At 62.3% G+C, this 16838-nt stretch carries 10 protein-coding genes and 1 pseudogene; 3 read left to right on the top strand and 8 right to left on the bottom strand.

Annotation, left to right across the window (positions count from 1 at the left end):
* Positions 1 to 69: 69 nt before the first annotated feature.
* Positions 70 to 651 (bottom strand): annotated as a pseudogene (locus AACY44_RS16125) (OprD family outer membrane porin); the annotation flags it as partial.
* A 252-nt stretch (positions 652 to 903) separates the two neighbouring features.
* On the opposite strand from AACY44_RS16125, the gene hglS reads away from it, so the two are divergent.
* Complete coding sequence (gene hglS / locus AACY44_RS16120) at positions 904 to 2280, top strand: 2-oxoadipate dioxygenase/decarboxylase HglS (RefSeq protein WP_339415848.1); 1377 nt, start codon at positions 904 to 906, stop codon at positions 2278 to 2280.
* 155 nt (positions 2281 to 2435) lie between these two features.
* On the opposite strand, the gene AACY44_RS16115 is transcribed toward hglS, so the two are convergent.
* Entirely contained in the window at positions 2436 to 2660 is a 225-nt protein-coding gene (locus AACY44_RS16115; RefSeq protein ID WP_339415846.1) for a DUF465 domain-containing protein, read from the bottom strand.
* A gap of 175 nt (positions 2661 to 2835) precedes the next feature.
* Between AACY44_RS16115 and tkt the strand changes: the two genes are divergently transcribed.
* The gene (tkt, locus tag AACY44_RS16110) at positions 2836 to 4899 is read left to right on the top strand and encodes a transketolase (RefSeq protein WP_339415844.1); all 2064 of its coding nucleotides are present in this window, start codon (positions 2836 to 2838) and stop codon (positions 4897 to 4899) included.
* A 53-nt stretch (positions 4900 to 4952) separates the two neighbouring features.
* On the opposite strand, the gene uvrA is transcribed toward tkt, so the two are convergent.
* The 6 genes from uvrA to lexA all read right to left on the bottom strand — a co-directional run bounded on the left by uvrA (position 4953) and on the right by lexA (position 15009).
* Entirely contained in the window at positions 4953 to 7472 is a 2520-nt protein-coding gene (uvrA, locus tag AACY44_RS16105; protein WP_339506360.1) for an excinuclease ABC subunit UvrA, read from the bottom strand.
* Positions 7469 to 9181, bottom strand: a complete 1713-nt coding sequence (locus AACY44_RS16100) for an ATP-binding protein (RefSeq protein WP_339530640.1) — start codon at positions 9179 to 9181, stop codon at positions 7469 to 7471. The genes uvrA and AACY44_RS16100 overlap by 4 nt, the downstream gene beginning before the upstream one ends.
* A 108-nt stretch (positions 9182 to 9289) precedes the next feature.
* Positions 9290 to 12382, bottom strand: coding sequence for an error-prone DNA polymerase (locus AACY44_RS16095; protein ID WP_339415839.1), 3093 nt, complete (start codon positions 12380 to 12382; stop codon positions 9290 to 9292).
* Positions 12358 to 13770: a Y-family DNA polymerase gene (locus AACY44_RS16090; RefSeq protein ID WP_339506358.1), complete on the bottom strand. Its 1413-nt coding sequence runs from the start codon at positions 13768 to 13770 to the stop codon at positions 12358 to 12360. Before AACY44_RS16090 ends, AACY44_RS16095 begins: the two co-directional genes overlap by 25 nt.
* A gap of 7 nt (positions 13771 to 13777) precedes the next feature.
* On the bottom strand, positions 13778 to 14392 hold the full coding sequence (gene imuA / locus AACY44_RS16085; protein ID WP_339456803.1) for a translesion DNA synthesis-associated protein ImuA: 615 nt from the start codon (positions 14390 to 14392) through the stop codon (positions 13778 to 13780).
* A complete protein-coding gene (gene lexA, locus AACY44_RS16080; RefSeq protein ID WP_339530639.1) occupies positions 14392 to 15009 on the bottom strand; it encodes a transcriptional repressor LexA in 618 nt (205 codons plus the stop codon). Before lexA ends, imuA begins: the two co-directional genes overlap by 1 nt.
* A 202-nt stretch (positions 15010 to 15211) precedes the next feature.
* On the opposite strand from lexA, the gene AACY44_RS16075 reads away from it, so the two are divergent.
* Positions 15212 to 16838 (top strand): DUF6531 domain-containing protein (locus AACY44_RS16075; RefSeq protein WP_339530637.1); only part of this gene is annotated, 1627 nt, incomplete at its 3' end.

Below are 16838 nucleotides of genomic sequence, written 5' to 3'. Positions count from 1 at the left end.
TGGGTCCTCCATCGCCTACCAGGTCAGAGGCAGTGTAGAGCCCAATGACGCCCGGGTGCACATGAAGACTTAGAAGATGGCGTACGTGTAGTTGAAGATCAGACGGGTTTGATCCTGATCGGCAGTGCCGGTGTTTTTACCGTGGTAGATGCCGGTACGGAAAGTGGTACCGAAGCCTTTCAGCGGACCTGGCTGCACGACGTAATCCAGGCGGAAGTCGGCTTCGTTTTCTTTCTGGTCAGGGCCGCCGGCGGCTTTCGACTTGATATCCGTACCGTCCAGGTTAGCCACGGACGCTTTCAGGCCAGGTACGTAAGCCTTGAAGTCATACGAATACTGGCCAAAGTTGATCTGCTCGCCCGCGCGGGAGAACTGGCCGACCACAGCGTCGGTGAACAGGTACAAGTCGCTGCCACCGGCGCCTTGCGCATGCGGGTCGGCCAGGCTGCCCTGGTTGACCCACACAAAGCCGCCGTCGTCACCCACACCAACGTCGTCGAGCATCAAGCTGCTGCCGCCCAATTGGTAGGTGAAGGCCGCACTGTAGGTTTTGTTGTCGACTTCGCCTGCGTGCTTGGCGTAGCCACCGTTGTTATTGAACGGGTAGCCGTTCTTGCCGTCGCTGCTGCTGTCGAAGTAGCGCAGGTCGTTGTTGGTCCCCGGACGGTTATCCGCGCTGTAGTACATGGTCCGCGAACTAATCGCCGCATGACTGTCCTCAAGGAAACCGCTGTGACCGTTACCTGTGCCCAGAGCGCCGATCCCGAAATCATCAGCGTAAGCCTGTTGTTCATTCATTTGCAGAATGAAGTCCTGAGGATTCTTCGTTTGCAGGCAAGCCTTGCGCTCAACAAACTCCAGGCAACGGCCACCCTCATCGCCATAGCCATCAGGAATTTTTCTATGCCCACCACCGCACATGTCAGCCCCGACGAGATCCGCAAGGGTTTTTCCAAGGCCATGTCCGACATGTATCGAGATGAAGTTCCTCTGTATGGCGCGTTGATGGAGTTGGTGGCCGAGACCAACACCCGTGTGCTCGACGCCGAACCGAGCTTGGCGCAGCAACTGCAACGCACCGGCGAAATCCAGCGACTGGACATGGAACGCCACGGAGCGATCCGCCTGGGCACGCCTGCAGAGCTGGCGACCATCAGCCGCTTGTTTGCGGTGATGGGCATGCAGCCAGTGGGCTATTACGACCTGACCCCGGCTGGCGTGCCCGTGCACTCCACCGCCTTTCGCGCGGTGCATGAACAGGCGCTGCAGACCAGCCCGTTTCGCGTATTTACCTCATTGCTACGCCTGGAATTGATCGAGAATTCCGACCTGCGCACCTTCGCCGAAACCGCCCTGGCCAAACGCTCGATCTTCAGCCCTGGCGCCCTGGCGCTGATCGAACAGTCGGAAAAGGACGGCGGCCTCAACCCCGTGGATGCGGATGAATTCATCCGCCAGGCGTTGGAAACCTTCCGCTGGCACCACACCGCTACCGTCACCGCCACGCAGTATCAGCAATTGAGCGGCCAGCATCGCCTGATCGCCGACGTGGTTGCCTTCAAAGGCCCGCATATCAACCACCTGACCCCGCGCACGCTGGACATCGACCAGGTGCAGGCCGCCATGCCCGGCAAAGGCATCACCCCCAAGGCGGTGATTGAAGGCCCACCGCGCCGTAATTGCCCGATCCTGCTGCGCCAGACCAGCTTCAAGGCCCTCGACGAACCCATCGCCTTCACCGACGCCAAAGGCAGCCACAGCGCACGCTTCGGCGAAATCGAGCAGCGCGGTGTGGCGCTCACACCCAAAGGCCGTGCGCTGTACGACCGACTGCTGAACGCCGCGCGCGACGCACTGGGCGCCTTCCCGAATGAGGACAACGCCGCACGGTATAGGCAATTGATGGAGCAGCACTTCCAGGCCTTCCCGGATAACTACGGGCAAATGCGTGAACAGGGCCTGGCGTACTTCCGCTACTTCGTCACCGAGCAAGGCTTGGCGGCGCGCGGCACAGCGGATCAACCGCGCACCCTGGAAGCACTGATGGTGGCAGGCCACATCGATGTGGAGCCGTTGGTCTATGAAGATTTTCTGCCGGTGAGCGCGGCGGGGATTTTCCAGTCGAACCTGGGGGATGCAGCGCAAAGCCACTACGCGGCCAATTCGAACCAAGCCGAGTTTGAAAAGGCGCTGGGGCGCCGGACGATCGATGAATTGAAGCTATACGCCGAGACTCAGCAGCGCTCTATAGACGAATGCACCCTGGCGCTGCTGGCCTGAATGAAGTACCCACCCGGCTCACCGGCGCAATCCTTACGCCGCCACAGTCCCCAGAGCCGGGTAGGCGGTGGGCATCATAGGCGGTGAAGGGAACCCAGTCCCTCAGAGAATCCTGAATAAATATGTCCGCGCCCTGTGGGAACGCGGACTGTCGCTTAAGCCAACTTTGCCGCAATCTCGTCTTTGATCAACAACCGCTTCTTCTTCAGTTTCTCCACATCCTCATCGCTGGCGCTTGCCGATTCCGCCTTCAATACCTCCTTGTCGGCGTCGTCGTATTGAGTGAGCAGCGAATCCAGGCGTTTGTCGCTCGCCCTGCGTTCGTGAACGACTTCCTTGCTCAACCCCAAGTCCTGATACAGGTCGTGTTTCACTGGCATGGCGTACCTCCGCAAGTTGATCAATGGCTTACGCCCTAGAAGCTAGACCATTGCGAGGGGTCTTGTCATGTTCGGGGTCAACACACCCCCGTTCGTCGCGGCACCGGCGATGCGATCAAACCTTCCTGGCGCCCCGCCCTCCACTGTAGATAGTCACTCGAGGGAGACCGGTTTCATGACTCATGCTGCCACCGCTGTCGACACGCAATGCATCAACACGATCCGCACCCTGGCCATGGACGCCGTGCAAAAGGCCAACTCTGGCCATCCGGGCACGCCCATGGGCCTGGCACCGGTAGGCTATACGCTGTGGAGCCGCTTCCTGCGATACCACCCGGAACATCCCGACTGGCCCAACCGTGACCGCTTTGTGCTGTCAGTGGGGCATGCGTCAATGCTGCTGTATTCGCTGCTGCACTTGGCCGGCGTGGTCGAGATTGATGAACATGGCAAACGTTCCGGCCAGCCGGCGATCAGCCTGGACGATATCAAGCAGTTCCGACAGGCCGGTTCGAAAACCCCAGGCCACCCTGAGTACCGTATGACCACCGGGGTCGAGACCACCACCGGCCCACTTGGTCAGGGTTGCGCCAACAGTGTCGGCATGGCCATGGCCGAGCGCTGGCTGGGAAAACGCTTCAATCGCGACGCTAAGGTGTTGTTCGACTACAACGTCTACACCCTGTGCGGTGACGGCGACATGATGGAAGGCATCAGCAGCGAAGCCGCGTCGATGGCCGGGCACTTGAAGCTGGAGAACCTGTGCTGGATCTACGACAACAACACCATCAGCATCGAGGGTCATACCGAGCTGGCCTTCAGCGAGGACGTGATCAAGCGCTTCCAGGCGTATGGCTGGCACACCTTGCACGTGACCGACGCCAACGACTTGCAGGCGTTGAGCGCGGCGCTGGAGACCTTCAAGAGCAACACCGGTGCGCCCACCCTGATCGTAGTCGACAGCGTGATCGGCTATGGCTCGCCGCATAAACACAACACCGCCGCTGCCCATGGCGAGCCCTTGGGCGATGAAGAAATACGGCTGACCAAAGCGGCTTACGGCTGGCCGCAGGATTCGAGTTTCCTGGTGCCCGACGCAGCCCGCACGGTGATGCGTGATGCGCTGGTGGAGCGCAACCAGCCGTTGTATGAAGCCTGGAACCAGCACCTGTCGCAGCTTGAGCAATACGAGCCGAAACTGGCCGACGAGCTGCGCCGTATGCGCGCCGGGGAAATGCCTGAGCACTGGCAGGACGATGTGCCTCACTTCGACAGCGACCCCAAAGGCGTGGCCAGCCGTGCCGCCGGTGGCGAAGTACTGAATGCGTTTGCCGAGCAAATCCCCTGGTTGCTGGGCGGCTCGGCGGACCTGTCGCCGTCGACCAAGACCCATCTGACCTTCGAGGGCGCCGGGCGTTTCAGTGCCGACGACTACAGCGGACGCAACCTGCACTTCGGCATTCGTGAGCACGCCATGGGCGCGATTGCCAATGGCATGGCGCTGTCCTATCTGCGGCCGTACACCTCGACATTCCTGGTGTTCAGCGATTACATGAAGCCGCCGATTCGTCTGGCGGCGATCATGGAGTTGCCGGTGGTGTTTGTGTTTACCCATGACTCGATTGGCGTGGGTGAAGATGGGCCGACGCACCAACCGATCGAGCATCTCACGCAGTTACGCGCGACGCCGGGGCTGTTGACCCTGCGACCCGGTGATGCGAATGAAACCCTGGAACTGTGGAAGGTGGCCCTGGCGCAAACCCATCGACCGAGTTGCATGGTGTTGTCGCGCCAGCCATTGCCGACGTTGGACCGTACGAAGTATGCAGCGGCGTCCGGCGCGGCCAAGGGGGCTTATGTGTTGGCGGGTGGCGATGAGCCCAAAGTCCTGTTGTTGGCGACGGGCAGTGAAGTCAGCCTGGCTGTGGCGGCGTATGAGCAACTGAAAAGCGAAGGGATTGCTGCGCAGGTAGTCTCCATGCCCAGCTGGGAGTTGTTTGAAGACCAGGACCAAGCCTATCGCGACAGCGTATTACCGCCGGCAGTGAACGCTCGGGTGGTGGTCGAACAGGCGGGGCCGTTGGGCTGGGATCGGTATGTGGGGCAGAACGGGGCCAAAGTGGTCATGAACAGCTTTGGCGCGTCGGCACCGTTGGCCAAGTTGCAGGAGCAGTTTGGGTTTACGCTGGAGAATGTAGTGAAGCAAGCCAAGGCACAAATCCAACTGACCCGACACTAATCAAAACTGTGGGGGCTGGCCTGCCTGCTCCCACAGTTGATCTTCAGTGTCTGTTAGCTCAGCTCCCGGGCCAGGAACGGCGCGGTGCGGCTGGTTTTGCTTTGGGCGACTTTATGCGGCCTACCGCTGGCAACCACTGTCCCGCCCAAATCGCCTGCCCCCGGCCCGATATCAATCACCCAATCACTCTGCGCCACCACGCGCATCTCATGTTCCACCACAACCACCGTATGCCCCGAATCGACCAGCTGATTGAGCTGGCTTAGCAAGCGGTCCACATCCCGCGGATGCAGCCCCGTCGTGGGCTCATCCAGCACGTATAACGTGGCGCCCCGCGCATTGCGTTGCAACTCGGTCGCCAGTTTGATGCGTTGCGCTTCGCCGCCCGACAGCTCGGTCGCCGGTTGCCCCAGGCGCAGGTAACCCAGGCCGATATCCCGCAGCACTTGCAATGAACGCAACACACTGGGTTGTTCGGCAAACACGTCGACCGCCTGCTCCACCGTCAGCCCCAGCACCTGGGCGATGCTCAAGCCCTGCCATTTGATCGCCAACGTCTCGGGGTTATACCGCGCGCCGTGGCAGGTCGGGCATGGCGCGTACACGCTGGGCATGAATAGCAGCTCGACGCTGACAAACCCTTCACCCTCGCAGTTCGGGCAACGGCCCTTGGCGACGTTGAAGGAGAATTGGCCGGCGTCGTAATGACGTTTCCTGGCTGCCGGCGTGGCGGCGAACAGTTTGCGCACGTTGTCGAACAGCCCGGTGTAGGTCGCCAGGTTGGAGCGCGGGGTACGGCCGATGGGTTTCTGGTCCACCTGTACCAGGCGGCGGATCAGCTCGAGCCCGGCGCTGATACGTCCACCGCTGGTTTGCGGCGTGTCGTCTTCCAGGCTCGGCTCTTCGTCGCTTTCCACCACACGGCCGAGGCCGCAGCCTACCAGCTCCAGCAGCGCCTGGCTGACCAGGCTGGACTTGCCCGAACCGGAAATCCCGGTGACTGCGGTGAAGCAGCCCAGCGGAAAGTCGACGTTAAGGGCCTTGAGATTATTACGCGTCACGCCGTCCAGTTTCAGCCAGCCGGAGGGCTCGCGGCGTTCCTGATTCGACACGCGTTTTTCGGCGAACAGGTATTCACGCGTCTGCGACGCCTCCACCTGCACCAGCCCCGCCGGCGGCCCGCTGTACAACACTTGCCCGCCATGCTCACCGGCCGCCGGGCCCACGTCGATCAGCCAGTCGGCACGGCGCATGGTTTCCAGGTCGTGCTCCACCACAAACAACGAGTTGCCCGCCGCTTTCAAACGATCCAGCGCGGTGAACAGCGCCTCGCCATCTGCCGGGTGCAGCCCCGCCGACGGTTCGTCCAGCACATAGATCACGCCGAATAATTGCGAGCCCAACTGTGTAGCCAGGCGCAATCGCTGCAACTCTCCGGACGATAAGGTCGGTGTGCTACGCTCCAGGGACAAATAGCCCAAGCCCAATTCGGTCAAGGTACTGACCCGCTCGAGCAAGTCCTGGGCGATACGTTGTGCGGCCAGGCGTTTTTCCACCGACAGCTTCATCTTGTCCTGCCCCGCCGCCACCGGCCGCAGCAACTCGGCCAGTTGCGCCAATGACAACTGCGACAACTCACCGATATCCACCCCGGCGAACTTCACCGACAGCGCGGCCCTGGTCAGGCGTTTGCCCTCGCATAACGGGCAAGCGCTGCCCTGCATGAACTGCGAGACGCGCTTTTTCATCAACGCGCTTTGGGTGTGGGTGAAGGTGTGCAGGATGTAGCGCCGCGCACCGCTGAAGGTGCCTTGGTAGCTGGGCTCAAGCTTGCGTTTGAGCGCATCGCGGGCCTGTTCGGGGGTGAAGCCAGCGTATACCGGGACAGTGGGGGTTTCTTCGGTGAACAGGATCCAGTCGCGTTGCTTTTTCGGCAGGTCGCGCCACGGGATATCCACGTCATAGCCCAGGGTCACCAGAATGTCGCGCAGGTTCTGCCCTTGCCACGCTAACGGCCAGGACGCCACTGCGCGCTGGCGAATAGTCAAAGAGGGATCGGGCACCATCAATGCCTCGGTCACTTCGTACGCGCGGCCAAGGCCATGACATTGCGGGCACGCACCTTGCGGCAGGTTCGGCGAGAAGTCCTCGGCGTACAGCATCGCCTGGCCCGGCGGGTAACTGCCGGCGCGGGAGTACAGCATGCGGATCAGGCTCGACAACGTGGTGACGCTGCCCACTGACGAGCGCGCACTCGGCGTACCACGCTGCTGTTGCAGGGCCACGGCGGGCGGCAGGCCTTCGATGCTGTCCACATCCGGCACGCCGACCTGGTCGATCAGCCGCCGCGCATACGGCGCCACCGACTCAAAATAACGCCGCTGCGCCTCGGCATACACCGTGGAAAACGCCAGGGACGATTTGCCCGAACCCGAGACGCCGGTAAACACCACCAAGGCATCCCGTGGAATATCCACATCAACGTTTCGCAGGTTGTGTTCGCGGGCGCCGCGTACGCGGACGAAACCAGTATGTTGGGCGGTGATCGAGGGGATGTTGCGCTGTGAAGTCATGGACAACCTTGTTGGGCGGCAAGCACGCTGCGGACCCGTTGCGTCAGGGCCTCGGGGCTGTAGGGTTTGCTCAGCAGATGAATCTCGGGACTCAGCAAATGATTGCTGGAGAGAATGTCGCGGGTGTGGCCGGAAGTGAACAGCACCGCCACGGGAGGTGTTTGCGCGCGAGCCCAGTCGGCCAGGTCGGTACTCTTGACGCGACCGGGCATCACCACGTCGGTGAAAATCAGCTCCGGCGGTACACCGGCCTGTAGCATCTTCATCGCGCGGTCACCGTCTTCGGCCGAGAGCACGGTATAACCCGCCTGCTCCAGCAGTTCCACGACCGTCTCGCGCACGTCTTCGTTGTCCTCGACCACCAGGATTGTTTCATGGCCATGGGCATGCGGCAGAGGCTCGTCACAGGCGTCCTCGCACTCCTCGCCGAGGCTGCGCGGGAAATACATCTGCACCACGGTTCCGCGCCCTTCCTCACTCCACACGTCGACATGCCCGCCGCTCTGGCGCACAAAGCCAAACACCATGCTGAGGCCAAGGCCGGTCCCATGCCCGTTACGCTTGGTGGTAAAGAACGGCTCAAACACCCGCGCCAGGATCGCCGGCGGCATGCCCACGCCGATATCGGTAACAGCCAGGCGCACGTACTCACCGGGCTTGATGCTTTTACCCGCGCAATCGCCGGGGTTGAGGATGATGTTCGCGCCGGTGATATGGATCACACCCTCACCTTGCATGGCGTCGCGGGCATTGATCGCGAGGTTGAGCAGTGCGTTTTCCAACTGGTTGCGGTCGACGTTGATGCACCACGAATCCTTGGGCAACTGCACATCGATGTGGATGGTTTCCCCAAGCGCCCGTTGCAGCAGCTCGCCCAGGCCCGCGTAGATGCGTTGCGGGTTATACACCGCCGGTGACAACGGTTGGCGTCGGGCGAATGCCAGCAATTGCGATGACAGCTTGGCACCACGATCCACCGCCGCAATGGCCGCCGCGACACGTCGCTGCACCTGCACGTTGTCCGGCTCGTAGCGGGCGAGCAGGTGCAGGTTGCCGGCGATCACTTGCAGCAAGTTGTTGAAGTCGTGCGCCACGCCGCCGGTCAGGCCGCCGATGGCTTCGAGTTTCTGCGACTGGCGCAACTTATCCTCGGCGGCAGAGCGCGCCTGCACTTCGGCGGCCACACGCTGCTCAAGGTTATGGGTGAGCTCCTGGCGCACCTGCTCGGATTTCACCAGCTCGGTGGTCTCCACCACAATCGCCAACACTCCTGCGGGTTGCTGACTGTCGCCGGCGACAGGGCTGTAATAGAGATCCAGCCACACGGTTTCCGGTTTGCCGTTACGCAACAACACCAGGTCTTTGTTATTGAACGACAAGGTCCCGCCCGCCAGGCAGGTGTCCAGCACATGACGGTTGAAGTCGGCCACTTCCGGCCAGCCCAGTTCTACCGGCGTGCCCAGCAGGTACGGGTGGCGACCACCCGCAAACACCGAATAACTGTCGTTGTAGATCATGTACCCCGCGCGGCCCCACAACATCACCATCGGCACGGGTGATGCGAGCATCATCTGCACGTTGCAGACCAAGCTGGTGGACCACTGTTCAATGGCCCCCAGCTCGGTCTCCGACCAATCGAATGCACGGATCCGCCGGGCCATTTCACCGGCCCAGCCTTCACAGCCGTGAGAGTTGGATAAAAATTGCATCGGTTGGCTCTGCGCTAAGAGAAGACGGTCGCAAAAATTTGGAGCGCGTCGGACGCGGATGGTTCATCTCTTATAATTTAGGGGGTTACGCCTCCACAAGCCCCCGCCTCAGTGAAAGTCCCGGCTGAGCACATTTATCCCTTCCAACAGTGGTGTCAGGTCGGTAAGCCGGCCGGCGATCAGGTGCCGCACTTCACCCACTGCTTCCCAGCGCCCGTCCACTTTCAGCAGGCGCGAGCCCACCAGCGCCTGGCGCTGACGCTCAGCCAGGTCGCGCCAGACCACCACATTGAGGTTACCGAATTCATCTTCCAGGGTGACAAAGGTCACACCGCTGGCGGTGCCTGGGCGCTGCCGACCGGTCACCAACCCGGCGACGCTGACGTTGCGCCCATGCTCGACCAGCATCAGCTCTTGGGAACTGCGGCAACGCCGCTTACGCAATTGCGCGCGCAACAACGCCAACGGATGCGGGCCAAGGGTGGTGCCGACCGTCGCGTAGTCAGCGTACAGGTCCTCGCCCACTGTCGGTGCCGGCAACTCGACCACGGCTTCGTCGGGGCTGGGCAGGCCGGCAAACAGCCCGAGTTGCTTGTGCACCCCCGCCACTTCCCAACGCGCCTTGTGCCGGTTGCCGGCCAGGGCGCGTAAGGCACCGGAATCCGCCAGCAACGCCTGCGCACGCGCATCCAGTCCGGCGCGTTCGTCCAAGTCAGCGATGTCGCTGAACGCCCGACGTTGGCGCGCCGCTTCGATGCGCCGCCCATCTTCTTCGCGAAACCCCGAGATCATGCGCAACCCCATGCGGATCGCCGGCTGCGCACCGTCGATGGGTTCCAGGCTGCAATCCCAGTCGCTGGCCTGCACATCCACCGGGCGAATCTGCAGACGATGGCGCCGCGCATCCTGCAGGATCTGGTCGGGACTGTAGAAGCCCATGGGCCAGCTGTTGATCAGCGCACAAGCAAACGCCGCGGGTTCATGGCATTTGAGCCAGCAACTGGCGTAGGTCAGCAAGGCGAAACTGGCGGCGTGGGATTCAGGGAAGCCATAGCTGCCAAAGCCCTTGATCTGCTCGAAGAGCTGCGCGGCAAACTCTTCGCTGTAGCCGTTTTTCAACATGCCAGTGCGCAGGCGTTGCTGGTGCGGTTCCAGGCCTCCATGGCGTTTCCAGGCAGCCATGGAGCGGCGCAATTGGTCGGCCTCGCCGGGGCCATAGTCGGCGGCGACCATGGCGATTTGCATGACTTGTTCCTGGAACAGCGGAATGCCCAGGGTGCGCTCGAGCACGGCTTTCAGTTCCGGCGAGGGATAGGTCGTCTCCTCCTCCTTGTTACGCCGACGCAAATAGGGATGCACCATGCCGCCCTGGATCGGCCCCGGCCGCACGATGGCGACCTCGATCACCAAGTCATAAAACGTCTGAGGCTTGAGCCTGGGCAACATCGACATTTGCGCCCGCGACTCGATCTGGAACACGCCGATGGTATCGGCCTTGCTGATCATCGCGTAAGTAGCCGGGTCCTCCTTGGGCACCGACGCCAGGCTCAAATCCCGGTTGCGATGGCGGCGCAGCAGGTCGAAACAGCGGCGGATCGCGCTCAGCATCCCCAGAGCGAGAATATCCACCTTGAGCAGGCCGACGGCGTCGAGGTCGTCCTTGTCCCACTGGATGATCGTGCGCTCGGCCATGGCCGCATTTTCCACCGGCACCAGGGTGTCCAGCGGGTATTCGGAAATCACAAAGCCGCCGGGGTGCTGGGACAGGTGCCGGGGGAAGCCGATCAGTTGCTGAGTGAGCGTGAGCACACGACGCAAGATTGGGCTTTCGGGGTCAAAGCCGGCTTCACGCAGGCGCGCCAGGGGCGGCGTGTCGTCGCTCCAACGCCCGCAACACTCGGCCAGCGCATTGATCTGGTCCGGCGGCAAGCCCAAGGCCTTGGCCACATCGCGTACCGCGCCGGTCGCGTGGTAACTGCTGACCACCGCCGTCAGCGCTGCACGTGTGCGGCCGTAGCGCTGAAACACGTACTGCAGCACTTCTTCACGGCGTTCGTGTTCGAAGTCCACGTCGATGTCCGGCGGTTCATTTCGCTCCCTGGAGAGAAAGCGCTCGAACAACATGCTCGTCAGGCTTGGGTCGATCTCGGTGATGCCCAAGGCAAAACACACCGCCGAGTTGGCCGCCGAGCCCCGGCCCTGGCACAGGATCGAACGGCTGCGGGCGAACTGCACAATGTCATGCACCGTAAGGAAGTAGCTTTCATAGCCCAGCTCGCTGATCAGCTCCAGTTCGTTGTTGATCTGCTGCAAGGTCTTGGCGTCGACACCCTGCGGCCAACGCTGGGCGATGCCTGCTTCAGTCACGGCGCGCAGCCAGGATTGGGCGTTGTGGCCGGTGGGGACCAATTCGCGTGGGTAGTGATAGCGCAATTGGCTGAGGTCGAAGGTGCAACGGCGGGCGATGGCCTGGGTTTCATCGAGCAGCGACGCGGGGTACAGCGTGCTTAACGCCTCCAGGCAACGCAGGTGCCGCTCGCCATTAGGGTGCAGCCGCGTGCCGGCCTCGGCCACTGGCACGTGATGACGGATGGCAGTCATGGTGTCTTGCAGGGCGCGGCGACCGCGCGCATGCATATGCACATCGCCACAGGCCACCGCCGGGATTTTCAGGCTGGCCGCCAGTGCCAGGCGCTGCTCTAGGTGGCGCGCATCGTCCTGGCCGCAATGCAAATGCACCGCCAGCCACAAGCGCCCGGCAAAGGTGCGGCGCAGCCATTGGATCTCGGTTTGAGTGTTGCTGTCTTCGGCGACCCACAGCGCCAGCAGGCCGGGCAACGGTTGCTCGAAGTCTTCCAGCAGCAGGCGATAGCTGCCTTTTTCGGCACGCCGCCTGGCCAGGGTGATCAAGCGGCACAGGTGCTGGTAGCCGCTGAGGTCTTGCACCAGCAGCACCAGTTTCGGGCCGTTCTCGATGCGCATCTCGCTGCCGATAATCAGCGGCAGCGCCACCGCCTTCGCCGCCTGCCAAGCGCGCACGATGCCCGACAACGTGCATTCGTCGGTGATCGCCAAAGCGCTGTAGCCCTGGCGCTTGGCCCGTTCGAACAACTCCAGCGCACTGGATGCACCGCGCTGGAAGCTGAAGTTGGACAGGCAGTGCAGCTCGGCATAGCTCATGCAAACCAGCCTTGCAGCCACAGGCCATCGCTTTGCCCCACGGTGCGATAGGCCCAGCCTTGCTGGCCGGCGCGGGTCTGGACGAGGTAGTAATCACGGCGGATATCGGCGCCGTCCCACCAGCCGGATTCGATGCGTTCCGGGCCCATGAGGATGTGCACACCGTGATCGGCCAGCAGCGTGGGTTCGTGCAGCAGCCAGCCGGGCCGTTGTACTTTGTTCAAGGCCTGGCACGGATTTTTATCCGCCGCCGCTTGCCAGGCGCATTCTGGACGATGGTCGGCGTGAAAGCGCAGGCCCTGCACTGCCTCATCCCCCAAGCGCGCGCGCAGGCGCTCGCGCAATTGTTCCCACGGCAGGGTCTGTTGCGGGCGGTCGTCGAACAGGTCATGGCGTTGCGGCACGAACACTGGCAGGTCCTGGGCCACCAGGCGAAAGCCGCGTACCGGTGAGGTCACTTGAACGTGCTCCAGGCGGCCACGGGCCAATTCAAACAGCATCGCCGGTTCACGCTCGGCGCTGAGCAGGCCGACCTTGATCACACTGTCCGGCGCCTGGGCGTGTTCCAGGTGCAGGTCGAAACGCTGCACGCCACTGTCGCGGCCGCACAGAAACGCGGACAGATCGCCGGTCAACCGTCTTAAAGGAAACAGCAGCGCCTGGTGGGATTGCACATCGAAATTCAGCTCGATACGCACATCAAACTGGTCCGGCGGCTGGTAGAACGCCAAAGCCAGCGGCCGCTGCCCGGTCAGTGCATCCAGGTGCTTGAGCAAACTGGCATCAAAACGTCGCGCCAAGGTATGCCGGGGCAACGCCTGCACCTGGGCCAGGCGGCGCAGGCCCATGCGCGAAAGGGCCGTGGCGGCCTGTGGTTCGAGCCCGGCGCGGTCGATGGGCAGCGGCGCCAGGGCCTGCATCAGGACGTCATCGGTAACCGCCAGGCCATCATCGATATTGGCCAGCACCCGCGCGGCGGCCGGGTTGGGCGCCGCGACGATACGGTGACGAAAGCCCAGTTCGGTCAATTCCTTGCGCAAGCGCGCTTCAAACCGCGGCCACGGCCCGAACAGCCCCAGGCTCGATTCGATCTCGAACAGCAAGGCCCGCGGGTAATACAGGCTGACTTGGGAGCTGAACTGGTAGGCCCAGGCGGCGAGGAACTGTTGGCAGCGCTCGATCTCGGCAGGGTCGTATTCGGCGCTGGCAAAGGTCTTGGCCAGGGCATTCGCAGCCGTCAGGGATTGACCGGGGCGCAGGCCCAAGGCGCGGGCGGCGTCATTGACGGTTTGCAGCACGCGTCGCTGCGGCGTGCCGGCCAGCAGGGCCAGGGGTTGGTCCGGTTCGGGGTGCACACGCAGCACCCCGTCCAGCGCCAATTGCGGGAAAACAATACACACCCAGCGCATGGCAACCTCAGTGCCCCGCCAGCGCAATCGGCGCCGGATGGGCCAGGCCGCCCCGGCACTTGAGCACTCGCACCTGCGCGGGCTTGGCCTCGACCGCCAGGCGCAAGGCGGCGGGCGATGAGTTGATCGCCTCGCCCAAGGCGCGCCAGGCAAATGCCAGGGTCTGCCCGGTTTCCGCCGCGACTTGCAGGCGACGCAGCGCCCGGTCATCAGCCTTGCGCGGCCAGCACAACACCGCGCCGCAACTGCCGGAACGCAGGCACTGCTCCACTGCCCATAAGGCGTCGCGCTCCTCGGCCTGGATCACCGAGAGCAGGCGCAGATCGATCCCGGCGTTCTGCCACGCATGCGGGTAGGGCGTATGAGGCGGCGCCACCAACACAATTCGCTCCCCCGCCTTTGATAAGCGCGCCAGGGTCGGCAGCACCAGTTGCAGCTCACCCACACCGTCCTTGGCCATGAGGATTTCACTCAAGGCCGCCTCCGGCCAGCCGCCCGTGGGCAACACCGCATCCAGCGCCGCCAACCCCGTGGGATGCACACTCGCCGGCGGCGCGGCGGGTCGGCCTTTCCAGACACGCCCGCCATTGAACAGCGTGTCCAGTGCAATCACGGCGCCCATCAGCCTTGCCTCACCAAACCGCAGAACACGCCTTCGATGGCCAGGTCCTGGTCGGGCTCCACCACGATAGGCTGGTACGCGGGGTTGCGCGGCAGCAGGCGCACGCTGTCGCCATTGCGTTCGAACCGTTTGATGGTCACTTCACCGTCCAGGCGCGCCACCACAATCTGCCCATTCAACGCCTCGGCACTGCGTCGTACGCCCACGAGGTCACCATCGAGGATGCCGTCCTCAATCATTGAGTCACCCTGCACCCGCAACAGATAGTCCGGAGTTTTTGCGAAGGTAGACGGGTCGAGTTGCAGGCGGCTGTGCACTTCGGCATCGGCGCCGATGGGCAAACCGGCAGCGACTCGACCGAGCACCGGCACATCCAGCCATTCCGGACGCACCGGTTGATTGAGCAGGCGAATGCCCCTGGCCTGGTTAGTGTTGACCTCGATAAACCCGGCTTCGGTCAGCGCCAGCACATGCTTGCGCGCCACGCTGCGCGAGGCAAAGCCGAACGCCTCGGCAATCTCGGCGAGGCTGGGTGGCTGGCCTTGCTGCGCGATGCGGTCACGGATAAAGGTCAGGATGGCGGTACGGCGTGGGGTCAGAGTCGTCATGGAGTACATTTGTACTCTTTTGGGAAATTTCTGACAATAGCCGCCAGTCGCGTGGAGGAAGGACGAGCGTTGTCGAAACGTCCCACGTGATGGTCGGATTACCTCTACTCCCCTCCCCTGAAAAGGTCCGCAAAGTCCTTCGCCTGAATACACAGTGCGAGGGATTGCAGATGGCGTTTTTTGTGTGGGCCCCAGCTGATGGGGCTGCTTCATGATAGGCCTAACCAGCCAAGCTATTGGCTACCTGGTGCTGGCCACCATGGATTCGAAGGCGCGAGACGTCGAAGCCGTTATCAGCGACTTCAAGCGCTGCCTTAATCACTACGACGCCTGGGCCGAGAATTTTTTCAGCTTTTCGGCATTGGATATCGAACAGGTATTCAAGGTCGGGGATGAAGTGACGCTGGTCGCGCCGATCAGCCCTTCGCTTTTTCCCAGCACCACCACCGCAACCTGCCAGGCCAACGGCACGCTGACCCTGGTGCATATGTTCCAGAGTTCACGGTTCGTGCCCATTGGCAGTACGCCCGTGATGGTGCAACGCATCGACCCCAACGGTGGCCCGCTGGGTGAGCCGATCCATAAGACGATTGGCCCCAGCGGCATTCTCGAAATCACAGAATGTGATCGCAACCAGCAGTACCGGGTCAGCTTCTACCCCACTGTTTCCAAAGCGCATTTCAAGGCGTTGTACGCCTCTTATCAGTCGGTTATCGCACCGCTGGAAGGTTGGCTGCGCGCGGAATGGAGCAGCACCTTCGAGCCGCTGTGGAAGGGTTATTCCGAAGCCAACTTCCTCAAGCGCTACCTCTCACTGCATCAAGGCTATGCCCGCGGGTTTGGTGAGGCGTTGCATTCGCTGTGGGACACCATCAAGCAGCTGTTTCAGTGGCTCTCAGACCCGCTGGGGCATGCCGAAAAACTTCTGCATTACCTGTCTCAGGACCAATTTGAACAGTTGCTGAAACTCGGCACCGAAAGCATCGCTAAGGGCTTGTTAGTGCTGAGCGATGAGCCGCTGCTGTTTATCTATCTGTCGGCGATGGTCAGCTGGATCCGCCTGTTGCCGCCGGCGTACATGAACGAGTTGCTGGGGGAAATCAGCGCCGAGGTATTGATCAATTTGTTGCTGAGTCTTGCTACTGCCGGGATGGGCATGGCGGTGCGCATGAGTGCGAAGGTGCTGGGGGGCATCAAGTCTCAGCGAGCGGGCAGGTGGCTGGAACATATGGCTGGGCAGTTCGGGAAGGCACGCGTGGAAGACCATGCAGAGCTGGCCAAACCGATTCTGCTGGGGGGCCCGGCGACGCCGATCAGGGTGATTCCGGATGTGCCGCTGAAGGTTGGGGATCAGGTGGTTTCCAATCCGGTGCCGATGGTTAGGGACAAGGTGGAACAGCGGACGGTGTTGGTGCGAAAGGAACCTGTCGACGATGCCCCTGCGGTTGCGAAAAACCCAGCTGGCGATGCGACGGCTTCTTCGGACAAGACCGCAACCAATGGCTGCCCAGTATCGATGGTCACTGGCGAGGAATTGCTGACACTGACCGATGGTGCGCTCGATGGGATTCTGCCGTTTGAGTGGACACGGTTGTATCGCACCAGTGCGGTGGAAGTGGATTGCGGGCTGGGGTTTGGCTGGAGTCACTCGCTGGCGCATCGGCTTGCTGTTTCCGGTGACTCGGTGGTGTGGACGGATCATGAGAATCGCTCGACTACCCTGCCCTTGCCTTCTGTTTCTCGGCCTGCAATTACCAATAGCTTGGCTGAAGCGGCGATCTACCTGGGGTCTTTGCCTGATGAGTTAGTCCTGTCTCAAGGGTCACGTTTCTACCATT

This window comes from Pseudomonas sp. RA_15y_Pfl1_P11, from assembly GCF_963970975.1.
Taxonomy (GTDB): Bacteria; Pseudomonadota; Gammaproteobacteria; order Pseudomonadales; family Pseudomonadaceae; genus Aquipseudomonas; species Aquipseudomonas tritici.
Note: the sequence above shows the minus strand (reverse complement) of the source record. Positions and strands in the feature narration are given on the sequence as shown.